Below are 15,258 nucleotides of genomic sequence, written 5' to 3'. Positions count from 1 at the left end.
GCACTTGCAAATTCTTGCGCTTTTTCCCGCCTGGTCCGGCATTGGCCTGTTTTCTGTCCGGTCAGTTGAGTAAACTACAGACATCAACCCAGAGAGCGATGTCAGACCATGCCGGAATATCAGACGTTTACTATGCTTCAGCGTCACAAAGCGCAGCTGCGCGATAGCGTGCAGCTGAGCGGCGGCATTCGGCTGGCGGCGTGGTTCAACAGTGGCGATCGCGTGACTAACCTCAGCGATCACCATACGCTTAGCCTTTATGTGGCTGACGGTTACGATACCTGGCACAAAACGCCGCACGGCTGGCGCAACGGCGGCGCGCCGGATCGCTTTTGCCTGATGCCGTCTGGCACCGAGTCGACCTGGGATCTGCGCGCGGATTTATCCTTCGTGCACCTCTACTGCACCGATGCGCATTTGCGTCACCTCGGTGAGCAGGTGTGGGATCGCAGTCCGGCGCAGCTTAACCTGCATGAGAAGATTTTTGCCGACGATGATCGCATCACCCAGCTGTATCGCCATTTTCTGCTGAGCGCCGACTGGCAGCAGCCGGCCAACCAGCTGATGCTGAGCAGCGCCTCAACACTGCTGATGACCCATCTGCTGCAGCGCTACAGTCAGGTACAGTGGCAGCTGCCGCAGGTGCGCGGCGGACTGGCGCCGGCGGTATTGCGCCGCGTGCTGGCGCTGATCGATACGCAGCTGGATCAGCCGTTAACGCTGGCCCAACTGGCGGCAGAGGCGGCGCTCAGCGAATACCATTTTGCACGTATGTTCCGCAGCAGCACCGGCGAAGCGCCACACCAGTATGTGATGCGCCGCCGTATGGAAGCCGCGCAGCAGCTGCTGCAATTCAGCACGCTGTCGCTCACCGAGATTGCCCTGCGCTGCGGTTTCCACTCCTCCAGCCATTTCAGCAACCGCTTCCGCCAGCTGCACGGTATGGCACCCTCGGCATGGCGTCAGCGCTGACGGGGCAGTTGGAATGAAGTTTGTGAGGAATAGATTACTGAATTAGCAGCGGCGCGATTTATCGCGTACGTCATTATGTCGTGAACCACGCTATCCTGATTGATTCCCTCTGGTCGCTCCCGAACGTTATTTATACGAAATTTCCCGCATGGGTGATGATTTATACGATTACGTTGAACGGATGTAGCACGGGGCTTAAGTGCGCTCTGTTTTACCTGAAATCTTTACTTCATCTCATTACCCTCCTGTATGAAATTCCGCACTGCTGCTATCCGCAATTTTTATCTTTTTATGTCATTTCTTTCTTGATGGTGTGATTGTTTTTGGCGGATTTTTTATTTTGACCTGAATCAACAAATTCACGCTTTGTTAATATTAATCCACAACTTTATTTTTTATTGGCATTAATGTGCGGCCTTTAATGTCTTTGCCAGTTTTTTTAGCTGGTTTCAGGTGACAATGATCTGTATTTTTTAGTGTTAATGGCTTATGGCTGTCACTTTTGTAGCTTAAAGATCTGTTCATTTGCTTTTTTGTCGATCATTGCTCTGTTGTTACCTCTAAAGTAGTATGGCGCGAAAAATGTGCGCTGAGATAAACAGAGGGATGATGAAATGGCAGATAGTTTCCAGAATGAAGTGCCAAAGGCACGTATTAACTTAAAACTTGACCTGCATACCGGGGGCGCAAGCAAGAAAACCGAGCTTCCGCTGAAATTACTGGTGGCGGGCGACTTCAGTCATGGTCAGGCGTCCGCACCATTATCAGAGCGAGCCAAAGTTAATCTGAATAAAAATAACTTTGACGCAGTGCTTTCCGAATATTCGCCCAAAGTCACGGTTGCCGTTAAAAATACGCTGGCCGATGACGGCAGCGAAGACAGCATCAGTCTGACTTTCCAGAGCATGAAAGATTTCTCTCCGGAACAGGTCTCCCGGCAAATACCTCAGCTGAAGGCCATGCTTTCCATGCGTAATTTACTGCGTGATTTAAAAGCCAACCTGCTGGATAACCAGGCCTTCCGAAAAGAGCTGGAAAAAATTCTGCTGGACCCGGCGTTAAGCGCAGAACTGCGCGCTGAGCTCTCAACCCTGGCACCAAAACACCCATAACCATCACGATGATTTAACGGATTAATAAGGAAGATGCTGATGTCTGTAAATAATGAGAATGCGACGGGTGGCGAGAGCGTGGTGCTGGAGCGTCCGGCAGCCGGTGGGGTTTATGCCACCCTGTTTGAAAAAATCAATCTCAACCCGGTTTCTGAACTGAGCGCGCTGGATATCTGGCAGGATGCGCAGGCGATGTCGGATGCAACTGCGGATGAGCGTTTAACCGCCGGCATGCAGGTATTTCTGGAGTGCCTGAAAAAATCAGGCGCAAAAGTTGAAAAACTCGACAAAAACCTGATTGACCATCATATCGCCGCACTGGATCACCAGATCAGTCGTCAGCTGGATGCGGTAATGCACAGCGAAGAGTTCCAGGCAGTGGAGAGCCTGTGGCGCGGTGTGAAATCCCTTGTCGACAAAACCGATTTCCGCCAGAACGTGAAAGTCGAACTGCTGGATATGTCAAAAGAAGACCTGCGTCAGGACTTTGAAGACAGCCCGGAAATTATCCAGAGCGGCCTGTATAAACACACCTACATTGATGAGTATGACACACCAGGCGGCGAGCCGATTGCGGCGCTGATTTCCGCTTATGAGTTTGATGCGTCTGCGCAGGATGTTGCCCTGCTGCGCAATATTTCAAAAGTGTCTGCTGCGGCGCATATGCCGTTTATCGGCTCTGCCGGCCCGCAATTCTTCCTCAAAGATTCAATGGAAGACGTAGCGGCTATCAAAGATATCGGTAACTATTTTGACCGCGCTGAATACATCAAGTGGAAATCCTTCCGCGAGACGGACGATTCGCGCTACATCGGTCTGGTGATGCCGCGTGTACTGGGTCGCCTGCCGTATGGCCCGGACACCGTACCGGTGCGCAGCTTCAATTACGTTGAAGAAGTCAAAGGTCCGGATCACGACAAATACCTGTGGACCAACGCCTCGTTTGCTTTCGCATCCAACATGGTGCGCAGCTTCATTAACAATGGCTGGTGTGTGCAAATCCGTGGTCCACAGGCCGGTGGTGCGGTGCAGGATCTGCCGATTCATCTGTACGATTTGGGCACCGGTAATCAGGTGAAGATCCCGAGTGAGGTAATGATCCCGGAAACCCGCGAATTCGAGTTCGCCAATCTCGGTTTCATTCCGCTGTCCTACTACAAAAACCGCGACTACAGCTGCTTCTTCTCAGCCAACTCCACCCAGAAACCTGCGCTGTATGACACTGCGGATGCCACCGCCAACAGCCGCATTAACGCCCGTCTGCCGTATATCTTCCTGCTGTCGCGTATCGCGCATTATCTGAAGCTGATTCAGCGTGAAAACATCGGCACCACCAAGGATCGGCGTCTGCTGGAACTGGAGTTAAACACCTGGGTGCGCAGTCTTGTGACCGAAATGACCGATCCGGGCGATGAGCTGCAGGCTTCTCACCCGCTGCGCGACGCGAAGGTGGTAGTGGAAGATATCGACGACAACCCGGGCTTCTTCCGCGTCAGGCTGTACGCCATTCCACACTTCCAGGTGGAGGGCATGGACGTCAACCTGTCACTGGTTTCCCAGATGCCGAAGGCGAAATCGTAAGCGAAGGCAGGAAGCCAATGAAAACGGAACAACCGTTATGGGGCAGGGGCGTTATGGTCTCTCCCCAGCACTTCCAGCAACAGGTCGCCTATGCGGCCTGGTCTGCGGAATGCATCGCCCGGCTGGGCCTCTGCCATCCCTGGGGGATGATTGCTGCCACCTTCGAACCTGATGCACTGAAGCTGGGCCGCCTGCAGGCCCGTCATCTGCACATCCGTTTTCCCGATGGCACGCTTATCGACACCGATAACGCCGATGACCTGCCGCCGGTGCTGATGCTTGAGGGCGAATCACAGGACGTGGTAGTGGTGCTGGCGCTTCCGCTGCTGCGGGCAAATGGCGGCAACTGCCTTAAACCCGATGAGGTGGCCGAGCGCCCTGTGCGTTATCGCCAGCGCTGGCGGGATGTCCGCAACACCTTTGGCGATGATACCCGGCAGATTGCAGTGATGCAGCCAGAGCTGACGCTGCGTTTTGCCCATCAGAACAACAGTGATTATCTGACCTGTCCGGTCGCCCGTCTGCAGCAGGATTCACAGGGGAGCTGGGCACTCGATGAAACCTGGCTTCCGCCACTGCTGGCTCTGCAGGGCAGCCGCTGGCTGGTAACCCAGCTGGAACAATTGATGACGCAACTGCGTGCCCGTCTGAGTCGACTGATGGCCATGCGACGTGAAAGTAACGAGCGCATGGCCGACTTTGCCGTGGCTGATGTGTCGTTGTTCTGGCTGCTTAATGCTCTGAACAGCGCAGAACCGGTGCTCGGCCAGTTTCAGCGTAACCTGCAAAGCCCACCGGAGCGTTTGTACCCGGAACTGGCGCGGCTTGCGGGCAGCCTGCTGACTTTCTCGCTGGAACACCAGGTCAGTGCTATTCCGGTCTGGCAGCATGAACAGCTGAATAACGTCTTCCCGCCGCTGTTTGACTTACTGGGCGATCTACTGGAAGCCAGCCTGCCGTCGCGGGTGGTGGCGATTGAGCTTGAGCACGATGCCCGGCTGCACGTCTGGCAGGCCCGTCTGCATGACTCCCGTCTGCGCGAAGGGGCGGATTACTACCTTTCCGTGCGTTCACCGATGCCGGCGGCCTGGTCGGATTGAATGAAGGTCTGGCGCTAGTGGAAGCGTTGGTGAGCCATCAGTGGGGGGCGCTGTGGCCGCAACCGATTCATGCGCGCATGGATATTCTCACCAGCCTGAGCCAGCGCGTGCAGCAGCAGATGCGCACCCTTTCCCTGAATTATGACGATCTGAGTCAGCTTTATCGTGCTGAACAACTGCTTACCCGCCTGGGGACCGTGTTACAGCGGCTGGAGCTTAAACATCTTAGCCAGCTTGATACGTTGCGTGCTCTGATGCACAACAGTGCTGCCAGGCTGGAAAGCCGTGACGGTATGACCAGCGACATCTTGCCCGGCACCACGATAGATAACGGGGCGATATCCGCACTCCCGCATGAAACGAAAACTCCGCATAACGCCAGATGGATTTATGTCGCGCAGCAGCAACATCAGCCGAAGATAAAGGTGCAGACAGCGGCGCTGGCCCGTCGTAATAAGTGGCAATTTTTCAGTGCCGGGATGTTTACCATGCTGCTTATCAGCGTGGTCGCGGTGGGCGGCTGGCAATATCTGCACCGGCCCGATCCGCTGCAGGCTCAGCTGGTGGCATCGCTGGGTCCTGTGCCCGCCACACTCACGCCACAGCAGCGGGATGTGCTGCGGCAGCGGACGTCCATACCATCAGCCTTGGTCGCCGACACGCAGCAGCAGTTATCTCGCCTGGAGCAACTCGCGCCCGACTGGAATATTGCGTATGGCCAGCAGCTGGTGGAGCAGGCGCAGGCGCTGTGGCCGGAACAGGCGGGTTCTTTATCAGCACGGTGGCTGCATCAGCTTGAGGCCAGCACGTTGCCAGCGCAAAACCTTGCGGCCTGGCATCAGGGGATGATGAAGCTGGCGCAGTTAAGCGAGCGTCTGAATGGACTGGATGAGCAAAAAGGCAAATACATCACAGTGAGTGAGCTGAAGTCCTCGGTATTTGGCTTGATGACCCGTTTTCAGCAGGCTGAGCCCATTGAGGAACAATTGCGGCAAATTCACTCGCTACCAGCCAGTGCGCCCCAGCGGCAACAGCTTATCCGCCAGCTTGAACAGCACCTGCGATCGCAGATTTACACCTTGTGGCAGATGAAAAACAGCATTGGGGTGGCAGAGGGAGAGGACCAATAAACGAAGCGGTAAACCAAAGCAGAAGAGCTGTTACTGGTGTCCCCTGCAGGAATCGAACTTACAGTTAAGTGACTTATTTTAAGCGAAAAATATGATTTAGAATCATTTGTACCAACAAAGATACCAACAAAAGCTTCTTTCCTCAAAACAGCTTTATAACGTTGATTGAACAGTGTTGATTATACTCTTTTCATGGAGAAATCGTGAAGGAGTTAGCTTTGAAAAACTGGTCAACAGAAGATACCAAAGCAGTCAAATCCTGGCTGAACATTTCTAGCTATAGAAAGTTCGAAGAGACCACGCTTAACTGTCTCTATCATGAGCTGTGGGCAAGGGCCTTGCTCTTTAAACCCTGGCCCACAGAAGAAGAAAAGATCGGCCTCGGTGGGTATATGAGACAGATCTTCAATGGGAAGCCTTTCCTCTTCGATCCCGAGCAGCTTAACTACATGCAAGATGATCAAACTCTTCAAAGCCCACCGCATATCTTCATCACAGACATAAGCCGACTTGCTCAACTTAGTGTAACGGGTCTCCGGGTCAATCTGTTCTCCTGGGAGCAAGGTAGTGACGAGTACTGCGTAAACCTTCCCCACCATGAAGCCTATGTATCTACGGTTATGTCAGCGGTATGTGAGAGAACCGTCCTTTTAGAAATAGACCTTGCCAGTGGTACAGACGATGAGATTGCAGAGTCTATCAAGTCAGCTCTTCCGCAATGGAGACGCGTGAAGGGGATTGAAGCTGACGAGTCAGGGGCTGTGCGCTTCGGCTACGGCACAATCAAGAAGATTATCTCTTATCGTCTCATCGCAATGCTCGATGTTCTTTTATGGGCAAAGATGTATGAGCTGCGCGTTTCAGACGAGCGGCTTTCCAGACTGCTGTACACAGATGAAGACGACGAGGCAGTTATCCGTCTTAATTACCATATCAAAGACGCCGATAGACCACTGGCTATGAAAGCAGCAACCATTGATTTCGTTCGCCAATTCAACTTCTTCATAAATCGAAACCCCCACCTTAAAAATATGAGAGTTTCAGACGTCATGAAACTCTCGGATTCCAACTGACCCAGCCTCCAGTGGCTCCGTTGTCACGAGCCACACTCACCCTCCTAATCTTCCACCTGGTAATGTAGCTCTCATCGAAACAGAAGAGAGAGCGACAGCATGAACATTTCAAATATAAAACTCATTCGCTTAAGTGCGGTAATAAATAAAACAGGATATAGCAAGTCATGGATTTATAAGCTTATTAGGAACAAGCAATTTCCTCAACCTATCAAGATTGGCTCTCGTGCGGTGGCGTTTATTGAGGGTGAGATTGATGAATGGATTGAGATGTTAATTTCTAAATCACGAAACGAAACCATTTAAGAGGGGTTTAATATGAAACTGAACGATTTTATTAGTACTAATAAATATTTTAAGTCTATGAAAAAAGAATCATTTGATAAAAGATTCGACCATGATGCAGTTACAGCCATGTGTAATGATGAATTTTCTAAAAGCATTGCTTTCTGGTTAGGGGAATATCTCTCAGGAAATATAAAGAGTGCAGTATCTACTATTTTTGAATTTGAGTTTAAATTACAGTACGCAGTCTTTTCAATATGGATGACTTTGTTTAAGCAGAAAGAAGATGTTGAGAATCTGGCCAAAATGATCCTTTTGTTTAAATCTGAACATGAATTCAAAGATTTTAAGCTGTAAGATTATTTTAAATAAATCGTATTTTTATATGGTTAATTTAACAGTGATAGGAATGGGGCCATGTATCATATGCATGGCCCTTCATATAAATGAATTACAACCTATCTTGCTTTTTTATGGTTTCTGCTAGTTGTTCAATATTGGAACCCAATAGTTGCTGTTCATTTTTAATCCTTTGGGTTAAATGTTCGCTTCTAAGATCGGCAACACGTGATTGAATAGACTGAAAGTTTTCAAATTTTGGTTCTCCGTCGAGAGTGGGTTTTTGATCAAAGCCATAGCTAATGAGCTGAGATATTGAATGTTTATCATCAAGATTATTATCGATTTTGTAGTCTAATAAATATTGGAAGAAATCAAGGAACTCCCTTGCTGATAACTCCAATAGGTAGCGTTCGTAGAATTCGAAGGAAGATGATTCATGTAATTCTTGCAAGATTTCATTTTCATTTTCAAGAAAGTATATCCACATAATTTCCAGGTTGTTTTTAATGTCAATCATAGGCTCTCCATAATTTTTTATTTATATATAACTAATTATAAAATAAAAGCAACTATTGACTAGTTAAACAGTTGTGTTATTTAAAATGAATGCCGTTGAACTTGTCGATAAATATGGAAAGAATTAAGAGCCAAAACAGCTTAAATTTTGCAAAATTCTTTACGAAGATAATATGAAGTCAGTTATATCAAGCTGCGTGGAGTCTTTTTAAGGTATCAGGTAAATAGAATATAACTAATATATACCTTATTAACATTTGGAAAGAATATTTAGTGCCATCCTTTATTGACAGTTATTAAGCGGTATATTAATAAAATATTCTTGCAAAATTATTGTAGGTCATTGTTTTTGAATATTTAACCTATACCTGTTTTGCAAAGAATTTAACTGAAAAAAAGGAGAGTTTATGGAAAGATTTGGTATTAAAACGTTTAAGATGAAAAATGGTGAGCGCTATTGCATTATAAAAAACAAGAAGACAGGTATTCCGGTATTTTATCCATGTTTATTTATTACTACACAACTGAGAAACAGTAGTGAATCGATAAAAACAATTGAGACACAGGCAGGGTGTATCGCACTTTTTTATCGGTTTCTTTTTATACGCAACATAGACATTGAAGAGCGAATTCAAACAGCAAGATTTCTGGATAACAACGAAATTGATCTTCTGCGGGATTTTGTCGGGAAGAGGATGAGAACTGCGAAAGTGATTAATATCAAAGATGATCATCCTGGGGTATGCAGTGCGACAAAGTACATACGGCTTACGACCATAGCAAAATATCTCGAATGGTTGTGTCAGCTAACTATCAAAAATATTGGCGACGGCTACAGGGAAATTTTCTACTTTGTGAAAAAGATAAAAGCCAGAAGGCCGAAGATAAAATACAGAAATTCAGAAGGCAACGTCTATAAAACAATTGAAGAAGAAGATCTGGATATCCTTCGTTCTGTTATTGATCCTCAATGTGAATTCAATCCATTCGACAAGAAAGTTCGCCTGAGAAATCAGCTTATAGTCATGATATTACATTCGCTAGGAATAAGATGTGGCGAGTTATTGAACCTGAGAGTAGAAGATATTGATTTTGCAGCGCAAATGCTTTTCATAAGAAGGAGGGCTGACAGTATTGAGGACACAAGAGTCAATCAGCCTCTCGTAAAAACACTTGAAAGAAATTTACCCATGTCTGACGAACTTACCAGACTTCTCCATTCTTATATTACAGGGGAAAGAAAAGCCAACATCAAAAAGAAAAAGCATGGATACCTTTTTATTACGCACAAAGAAGGAGAGACACGCGGCGATCCTTTGTCTGTTCCTTCATACCATAAGATAATTTACAGACTGAGAAGCATTGACTCAGGTTTAAGCCAGTTGACTGGACATAAGTTCAGACACACCTGGAACTATTTATTTTCGAAACTGATGGATGAAAGTACCGAGTATGTGAGTGAAGAGATGCAAGAGAAAATGCGTTCCAACCATATGGGTTGGGAGCCGGGTTCTGGAACAGCACAAACGTACAATAGACGGTTTGTCGTTTCAAAATCAGAGGAAGCAGCCTTGGCAGTTCAGAAAGTTATTTTCCAAAAGCGCAGTGGGGTGTCTTATGAATAAATTAAATTTTCTGAATGCGCATCGAGATATCTTTCATGCAAAAAATGAAAGTTACACATTTGGATTGGATGACGAATTCTGGGAGTTAAGTAGAAATATAAAATTGAATGTGGGTGAGGTAAATAAAAGGTTGCCAGATAACCTCCAGTTCGGTTATGTGAATACACTGAAATATTTCGCAGAAGAAATTAGCCCCGGTTCTGTTAAGCAAATTAACAGGGTTTTCATGAAATTTATTTCGTTTATGAGCTTTGATTCAATTGACGAAGCTGTAATGCTAACAACAAAATCAAGTGATAAGTTCTCGAATCAGGATCTCATTTGCCTCAGAATCCTAATCAAAAAATGGTATGAACTAGGTTTTGAGGGGATTACCAAAAATTGTGTAGACCTCGTTGATAACTGGACGATAAAAGACAATAAAAAGGGGGAAGTTGTTAAAAGACGAGACCCTTATCAGGGGCCTCTGACAGACATGGAATTCGATAACTTTTACGATGCCGTCTCACGTGCATACCAGAAGGGTACAATATCCTATTCTGATCTGGCAATGGCTTTAATCACTATTCACACGGGCAGAAGAAGTTTACAAATCACACAGATAAAAACGAAAGATATCATAAAAGAAAGAGCCATAAACGAATGCTATATAAATATCCCCAGAATAAAGCAAGGTGAGAAGTATAGAGCGTCATTCAGGCGATTCAGAATTACTGATGAATTATTCAACATATTTAAAGAGCAGGCTCGTATTGTTTCTGAGGCTTTTAGCAAGCAGCTTGGCAGAAAGCTCTCTGAAAGAGAGATATTAGAATTACCATTGTTTGTCTGTCAGGAAAGGCTTGAAGCGATTGTTGATTGTGAGAATCTACATGAGATTCTTTCCTCAGACAGACTTCATGCCTATGCGATAAAGTGTACTCAAACGCTCAAAAGAATAGCTACAACAGAGAACGTAATCTCGGAAAGGACGCGTGAAGTAATAAATATGAATGCCCGGCGGTTTCGCTATACGTTAGGTACACGGCTCGCAAGAGAGGGCTACGGAGAAGTCGTCATAGGCGAATTACTTGATCATTCCACTTTAATGTATACAGGCATTTATGTTCAGTCAGGTCCAGATAGTTTAAATAGAATCGAAGATGCCGTTTCCACTGAGCTTGGTTACTACGCAAAGATGTTTCAGGGAGTGCTGATTAACAAAAGTGAGGATAAATATCCCGGTGGCAACATCAGAATCAATACTGGTGAAAAGTCAGGGCAATGCGCCAGTTGCAAATCCTGCACAGCATGTGTGCCCATACCCTGTTACACCTGCATGCATTTCAGACCTTTTGTTGAAGGGCCGCATGAAAAATTACTCGAATATTTACTCGATGAGCGTAACAGGATTCAGTGCATAGTGGCTGATCCTATAACTATACAAATACTTGATAGAACAATTATTGCAGTATCAGAGGTGATAAATAAGTGCAAAGAAATCAAAACAAACCCGGAGGTGTTAAATGGATAATATCAAAAATGATAAATTAAGAGTGCTCGAAACGCGCAGGGAAAAATATTGTGCGCAAAAAATAGATGATTTTGTGAGCTACTGTCGGTTCACTCTCAATGAAAACGACCTTGTGAGCTGGGAGGAGGTTAACTGGACAAAAGTTTTCCTTTTTACTAAAACCCCTGTCAAAGGCGTTAAAAAAAGCTCTGTTATTGTAAATGAGCCATTAGACAAGAATTTTATTGAGTTCGCTAAAAGCTATGTCCTTTACCACTACATGAATGGAGGCAAGAAAATCAATCAGCGTCTGAATATCGTTTTCAGAACACTTGAGGCAGCCCTCTTGCAGGTCAATGGGCGGAGTCATATTCAGTACGTTAACCTCACAGTTCTGGACCAGTGCGTTGTTACCTTAAAAAGCACATATACCAAAGCAGTAGCGCACGCCTGCGGCAGAGTAATGGAAGGACTGGTTTCATTTCTCAGAGAAAAAGAATTCCTGATCACGCAGTCACTTCTCTGGAAGAGCCCGCTAAAAGCGCCGGAAGCAAGCCACAGGCTCACTAAAACTGCACAAGAGGCCCGTGAGGCAAAGTTACCTGACGAAGAGTCATTGAATGCTATCGCTGAAATCTTCGCACTTCCAGACGATCAGCTTTCAGAAATGGACGTGTTCATAAGCTCCGTCTTTGCGTTGCTCATGTGCGCGCCTTCCAGAGTAACCGAAATCCTGACGCTCCCTGCGGATTGTGAAATCCGTGAGGCGGACAGGGAAGGAAAGCTGAGGTACGGGCTGAGATTCTATTCAGAAAAAGGCTTTGGTGGAAATGTGAAGTGGATTCCAGAAGTCATGGTTCCGGTTGCTGAGATAGCTATCAGGAGGCTGAGGACTCTTTCAGAAAACGCCCGGACATATGCCAGAGAGATTGAGATTTCTGGTCAGGGCCGTGAGCTTTACCCAGACTTCCCCTGGTACGATAAAGAAAAGAACGTCCGATACAGCAACGCACTATGTCTTCTGTTCCGGTATCAGCTCAGTGTAAGTTTAACAACGCAAAGATCTCTTTTCAGACCAACTGCCTCTATGGTTAGCGCCAACCTGGGAAGCACTGAATATCGCCGGACTCACTCTATTACAACAATTTTTGACAGGCACGGATACAGAGGGGCAAATGGGAACAGCCTTTCCCTCAGAAGTCACCAGGCAAGGCACTTACTCAATACAATTGCACAACGTGGTGGCCTTGGCGATTTTGAACTAGCCAAGTGGTCAGGACGAGTGAGGGAAACACAAAACAGAACCTATAACCACGTCAGCCAGGAAGAGAAGGTTCGGGAGTCAGTTAAGCATAACGTGCAGAATATCGGCATTAAACCAGAAAACACCACTCCACGAGCTATAGCAAACCCTTCATGGCGTATTAATGTCAAAGATACAGGCCACGCAGCCATTCACGTGACAGAGTTCGGCTACTGCACTCATGACTACGTAATCTCTCCGTGTACGAAGTTCAGGGACTGTATCAATTGCAGCAATCATATGTGCGTGAAAGGGGACAAAGACTCGCTAGGCAGGCTGGAAGCTACTGCGGCATACACAGAGCAGCTTCTTGAAAAGGCAAAAGTTGACATGGAAGAGGAGGAGTACGGGGCTGACAAGTGGGCGGCCTATCACGAAAAAACGCAAGCAAGACTTCTGGATTTGATAGTGTTACTCAAAAGCAAAAATCTTGAGGACGGGGCGCTGGTAAGACTGGAGGGTGATGATTTTACACATATGAAAAATCTCACAGGCGCGAGCAGAAATGAACTGATTGGAAATGAAAGGACAAATCATAATTAAAAGGAGAGTCATATGGCTAAACATCTGGATAATAAAGACATCAGCATAATTAAAAACACAATAGCAGGTTGGGAGAGTGAGAAGTCAGGTAAGCTTTCATGGGAATATCTTTGTGACAGGCTTGAACCTCTGATTGGTAAGCGACCAACCCGTCAGTCACTGGGGCTTCACAAAGATATTGTCATGGCTTTCAATATTAAGAAGAAAAATATTAAGTCTGGTAATGATGAAGAAAAACGGCCAGCTAATTTGAAAGTTGCCTCACAGCGCATCAGGAATCTTGAACTAAAAAATAAAATACTGGCAGAAGAGCTCAGGAGTCTGGAAGAGAGGTTTGTTGTATGGCAGTTTAATGCTATAAATCACGGAATCAGTTTTGAACAACTTAATAATGGTCTGCCCAAGATAGACAGGGAAACCAATGCTGATTAAATATTTAGTTGCGCAGATATTGCGCAATTTAAATTATATGTTATCTTGTATATACAACCAAGGAGTGGTTGATCAATTTTGCAAGGACGCAATCTATGAAAAATACAGACGCTCTTTCAAGGGAAGAAAAATTACTTTTTCTTTTACAAATGTTCATTGAGAGATTAAAAAAATCAGGTTTTGCACAGGACAAGATAATTCGCTATATCTGGCTATTCTGTGTCGGCTATTACATTAAGTACTACCTTCCACAATCTAAAACAGATCTTGCAGATCGTTTTACGATCATATCTATGCTTTCAAACGCTCTTAAATCAAATTCTCCAAGAATCATTCAGCATCTCGGCTATGAGCACGAGATCACTTTTTTCTTTCGCTTTATGATTCATTACGTCATTGATAACGAAGAAGAGGCGGAGAATATTTATCGTGAGGAAAGGGTAAAGTTTGAGAAAGCTGTACTACTGAATCAGGTCGTTGCTGCAAGAAAGAGAAAGAAAAGAAGAATTTAAAATTATATTATATATCTGATTCTTTATATAATTTAAGACGTTTTTTATAAAAGACAGCACGCTGAACGATATGGGTTTTATATATTTATCAGCACAAAGCTAGATGCTGAAGTTTTTAAATGAGCGCGGTTTTTTATTAATTAGCGATGACATTATTATTTATTTTAGAAAAACCAAGAAAAGTGCGCCTTTAAATATTTGGTTGGCAATTATTACATTGACTGTTCATTGCCAAGTTAGTCTCTAATGAAGAAGTCTATCCTGGCGGAAAATATCAGTCTTTTATCAAACTAGATACCAATCTTGAGGCTTCTGCGATATCTGCTAAGTGTATATTATCATGTACAGGCAGGATAAGTAGACGACGAATAAATTTCATCGCGTTAGGCAGTTTATCATTTCCAGGATGATACTCTGCGAAAACCGGATAGCAGATGATTGGTTTCAGTTCATAGCGCTACGGATCGGTAAGCAGGCCACGGGCAGCTAATTCAGCCGCAAAGCACAGCCCGTCAGTATTATCATTGAACTGCATAGCACATGCATAGAGCGCTACTTACCGTTATCTGCAACTTGTAAAGATTTTAGCTGCGGAAGCAATGAGAGTGATTCGAGCCATACTGAGCATAGCGCCTCGCGAGACGATAGGTAATTATCCAGCCCTGTCAGCGAATGCTGATCCGCGATAGCCTGATAACCTGACAGTTTATAGTTCACACCGAACTGATTGCCATATCCATTCCCGTCAAAGCCCAGGCTTATAAAGGCGCGAAGGCGCTTAGCCTGATCCGTATCATTTGTTGATACGAAACCGCCTTCTCCTGTTGCGAGCAGTTTATATTCATGGGTACTGAAGCAACCTACGTGTCCTTAAGACCTTCCTTCCCGTAAGGAGTTGAGGCTCCGAAAGACTGTGCTGCATCTCCCAGCAATGGGACATTTAAACGTTTAGAAAGGAAAAGCATAGTTTCGGAAGTGCCTAAATTACCCCACATACCACAGGCGATGATGGCTGCCAGATCATTGTTAAGTTCGGACTCCAGCTGTTCGGGATCAAAGCAGAAGGAGTCGCCATCTGTATCGATCACTACGGGCGTAGCGCCAAGCTGAAGGACGGGTAATACAGTCATGACCGCACAGACTGCAGGTACAGCGACACGGCTATCTTTACCCACGGTAAGAGCTACCAGCCCTACTTGGATTAGTAGTGGCACACTGAATTTGGCCACCTGAATAGAGG

General features: G+C 45.9%; 14 protein-coding genes and 2 pseudogenes. 13 read left to right on the top strand and 3 right to left on the bottom strand.

All coding sequences use genetic code 11. The annotated features are described in order from the left end of the window. The first annotated feature begins 108 nt into the window (after nucleotides 1-108). The 8 genes and pseudogenes from KOL70_RS09295 (at nucleotide 109) to KOL70_RS09260 (ending at nucleotide 7,610) form a co-directional block, all read left to right on the top strand. Complete coding sequence (locus tag KOL70_RS09295; RefSeq protein WP_127834390.1) at nucleotides 109-972, top strand: helix-turn-helix domain-containing protein; 864 nt, start codon at nucleotides 109-111, stop codon at nucleotides 970-972. Between the two features lie 614 nt (nucleotides 973-1,586). Continuing rightward, nucleotides 1,587-2,084, top strand: a complete 498-nt coding sequence (tssB, locus tag KOL70_RS09290) for a type VI secretion system contractile sheath small subunit (protein ID WP_215480564.1) — start codon at nucleotides 1,587-1,589, stop codon at nucleotides 2,082-2,084. Between the two features lie 33 nt (nucleotides 2,085-2,117). Further along, complete coding sequence (gene tssC, locus KOL70_RS09285) at nucleotides 2,118-3,665, top strand: type VI secretion system contractile sheath large subunit (protein WP_031280019.1); 1,548 nt, start codon at nucleotides 2,118-2,120, stop codon at nucleotides 3,663-3,665. Between the two features lie 17 nt (nucleotides 3,666-3,682). Continuing rightward, a pseudogene (gene tssK, locus KOL70_RS09280) lies at nucleotides 3,683-4,753 on the top strand (type VI secretion system baseplate subunit TssK); the annotation flags it as partial. Between the two features lie 119 nt (nucleotides 4,754-4,872). Continuing rightward, a complete protein-coding gene (locus tag KOL70_RS09275; RefSeq protein WP_371824656.1) occupies nucleotides 4,873-5,895 on the top strand; it encodes a VasL domain-containing protein in 1,023 nt (340 codons plus the stop codon). 218 nt (nucleotides 5,896-6,113) lie between these two features. Then, nucleotides 6,114-6,968, top strand: coding sequence for a DUF6387 family protein (locus tag KOL70_RS09270; protein ID WP_109651108.1), 855 nt, complete (start codon nucleotides 6,114-6,116; stop codon nucleotides 6,966-6,968). 99 nt (nucleotides 6,969-7,067) lie between these two features. Then, on the top strand, nucleotides 7,068-7,274 hold the full coding sequence (locus KOL70_RS09265) for an AlpA family transcriptional regulator (protein WP_050679705.1): 207 nt from the start codon (nucleotides 7,068-7,070) through the stop codon (nucleotides 7,272-7,274). Nucleotides 7,275-7,286: 12 nt separating this feature from the next. Then, complete coding sequence (locus KOL70_RS09260) at nucleotides 7,287-7,610, top strand: hypothetical protein (protein WP_109650923.1); 324 nt, start codon at nucleotides 7,287-7,289, stop codon at nucleotides 7,608-7,610. A 94-nt stretch (nucleotides 7,611-7,704) separates the two neighbouring features. On the opposite strand, the gene KOL70_RS09255 is transcribed toward KOL70_RS09260, so the two are convergent. Then, nucleotides 7,705-8,112 (bottom strand): hypothetical protein, encoded by a 408-nt coding sequence (locus KOL70_RS09255; RefSeq protein WP_215480563.1) that lies wholly within the window; start codon nucleotides 8,110-8,112, stop codon nucleotides 7,705-7,707. Between the two features lie 406 nt (nucleotides 8,113-8,518). On the opposite strand from KOL70_RS09255, the gene KOL70_RS09250 reads away from it, so the two are divergent. The 5 genes from KOL70_RS09250 (at nucleotide 8,519) to KOL70_RS09230 (ending at nucleotide 14,018) form a co-directional block, all read left to right on the top strand. Then, nucleotides 8,519-9,736 (top strand): site-specific integrase, encoded by a 1,218-nt coding sequence (locus KOL70_RS09250; RefSeq protein WP_115765329.1) that lies wholly within the window; start codon nucleotides 8,519-8,521, stop codon nucleotides 9,734-9,736. Beyond that, a complete protein-coding gene (locus KOL70_RS09245) occupies nucleotides 9,729-11,249 on the top strand; it encodes a site-specific integrase (protein ID WP_215480562.1) in 1,521 nt (506 codons plus the stop codon). The genes KOL70_RS09250 and KOL70_RS09245 overlap by 8 nt, the downstream gene beginning before the upstream one ends. Next, entirely contained in the window at nucleotides 11,242-13,074 is a 1,833-nt protein-coding gene (locus KOL70_RS09240) for an integrase (protein ID WP_215480561.1), read from the top strand. The genes KOL70_RS09245 and KOL70_RS09240 overlap by 8 nt, the downstream gene beginning before the upstream one ends. 12 nt (nucleotides 13,075-13,086) lie before the next feature. After that, nucleotides 13,087-13,506: a hypothetical protein gene (locus tag KOL70_RS09235; protein ID WP_215480560.1), complete on the top strand. Its 420-nt coding sequence runs from the start codon at nucleotides 13,087-13,089 to the stop codon at nucleotides 13,504-13,506. Nucleotides 13,507-13,601: 95 nt separating this feature from the next. After that, complete coding sequence (locus KOL70_RS09230) at nucleotides 13,602-14,018, top strand: hypothetical protein (RefSeq protein ID WP_215480559.1); 417 nt, start codon at nucleotides 13,602-13,604, stop codon at nucleotides 14,016-14,018. 552 nt (nucleotides 14,019-14,570) lie between these two features. On the opposite strand, the pseudogene KOL70_RS23795 reads toward KOL70_RS09230, so the two are convergent. Both KOL70_RS23795 and KOL70_RS23790 read right to left on the bottom strand, forming a co-directional pair. Then, nucleotides 14,571-14,876: pseudogene (locus tag KOL70_RS23795) on the bottom strand (DegT/DnrJ/EryC1/StrS family aminotransferase); the annotation flags it as partial. A gap of 2 nt (nucleotides 14,877-14,878) precedes the next feature. Continuing rightward, on the bottom strand, nucleotides 14,879-15,232 hold the full coding sequence (locus KOL70_RS23790) for a DegT/DnrJ/EryC1/StrS family aminotransferase (protein WP_371824655.1): 354 nt from the start codon (nucleotides 15,230-15,232) through the stop codon (nucleotides 14,879-14,881). Nucleotides 15,233-15,258 lie beyond the last annotated feature (26 nt).

It is taken from the genome of Pantoea sp. B270 (genome assembly GCF_018726825.1).
Taxonomy (GTDB): domain Bacteria; phylum Pseudomonadota; class Gammaproteobacteria; order Enterobacterales; family Enterobacteriaceae; genus Pantoea; species Pantoea dispersa.
The sequence above is the reverse complement of the archived record's forward strand: the minus strand, read 5'-3'. Positions and strand labels throughout refer to the sequence as shown.

Bases quoted from the DNA above. Each gene is read 5' to 3' on its own strand.
- KOL70_RS09295 (WP_127834390.1), top strand. From the start codon at position 109: ATGCCGGAATATCAGACGTTTACTATGCTTCAGCGTCACAAAGCGCAG.
- tssB (WP_215480564.1), top strand. From the start codon at position 1,587: ATGGCAGATAGTTTCCAGAATGAAGTGCCAAAGGCACGTATTAACTTA.
- tssC (WP_031280019.1), top strand. From the start codon at position 2,118: ATGCTGATGTCTGTAAATAATGAGAATGCGACGGGTGGCGAGAGCGTG.
- KOL70_RS09265 (WP_050679705.1), top strand. From the start codon at position 7,068: ATGAACATTTCAAATATAAAACTCATTCGCTTAAGTGCGGTAATAAAT.
- KOL70_RS09260 (WP_109650923.1), top strand. From the start codon at position 7,287: ATGAAACTGAACGATTTTATTAGTACTAATAAATATTTTAAGTCTATG.
- KOL70_RS09255 (WP_215480563.1), bottom strand. From the start codon at position 8,112: ATGATTGACATTAAAAACAACCTGGAAATTATGTGGATATACTTTCTT.
- KOL70_RS09250 (WP_115765329.1), top strand. From the start codon at position 8,519: ATGGAAAGATTTGGTATTAAAACGTTTAAGATGAAAAATGGTGAGCGC.
- KOL70_RS09245 (WP_215480562.1), top strand. From the start codon at position 9,729: ATGAATAAATTAAATTTTCTGAATGCGCATCGAGATATCTTTCATGCA.
- KOL70_RS09240 (WP_215480561.1), top strand. From the start codon at position 11,242: ATGGATAATATCAAAAATGATAAATTAAGAGTGCTCGAAACGCGCAGG.
- KOL70_RS09235 (WP_215480560.1), top strand. From the start codon at position 13,087: ATGGCTAAACATCTGGATAATAAAGACATCAGCATAATTAAAAACACA.
- KOL70_RS09230 (WP_215480559.1), top strand. From the start codon at position 13,602: ATGAAAAATACAGACGCTCTTTCAAGGGAAGAAAAATTACTTTTTCTT.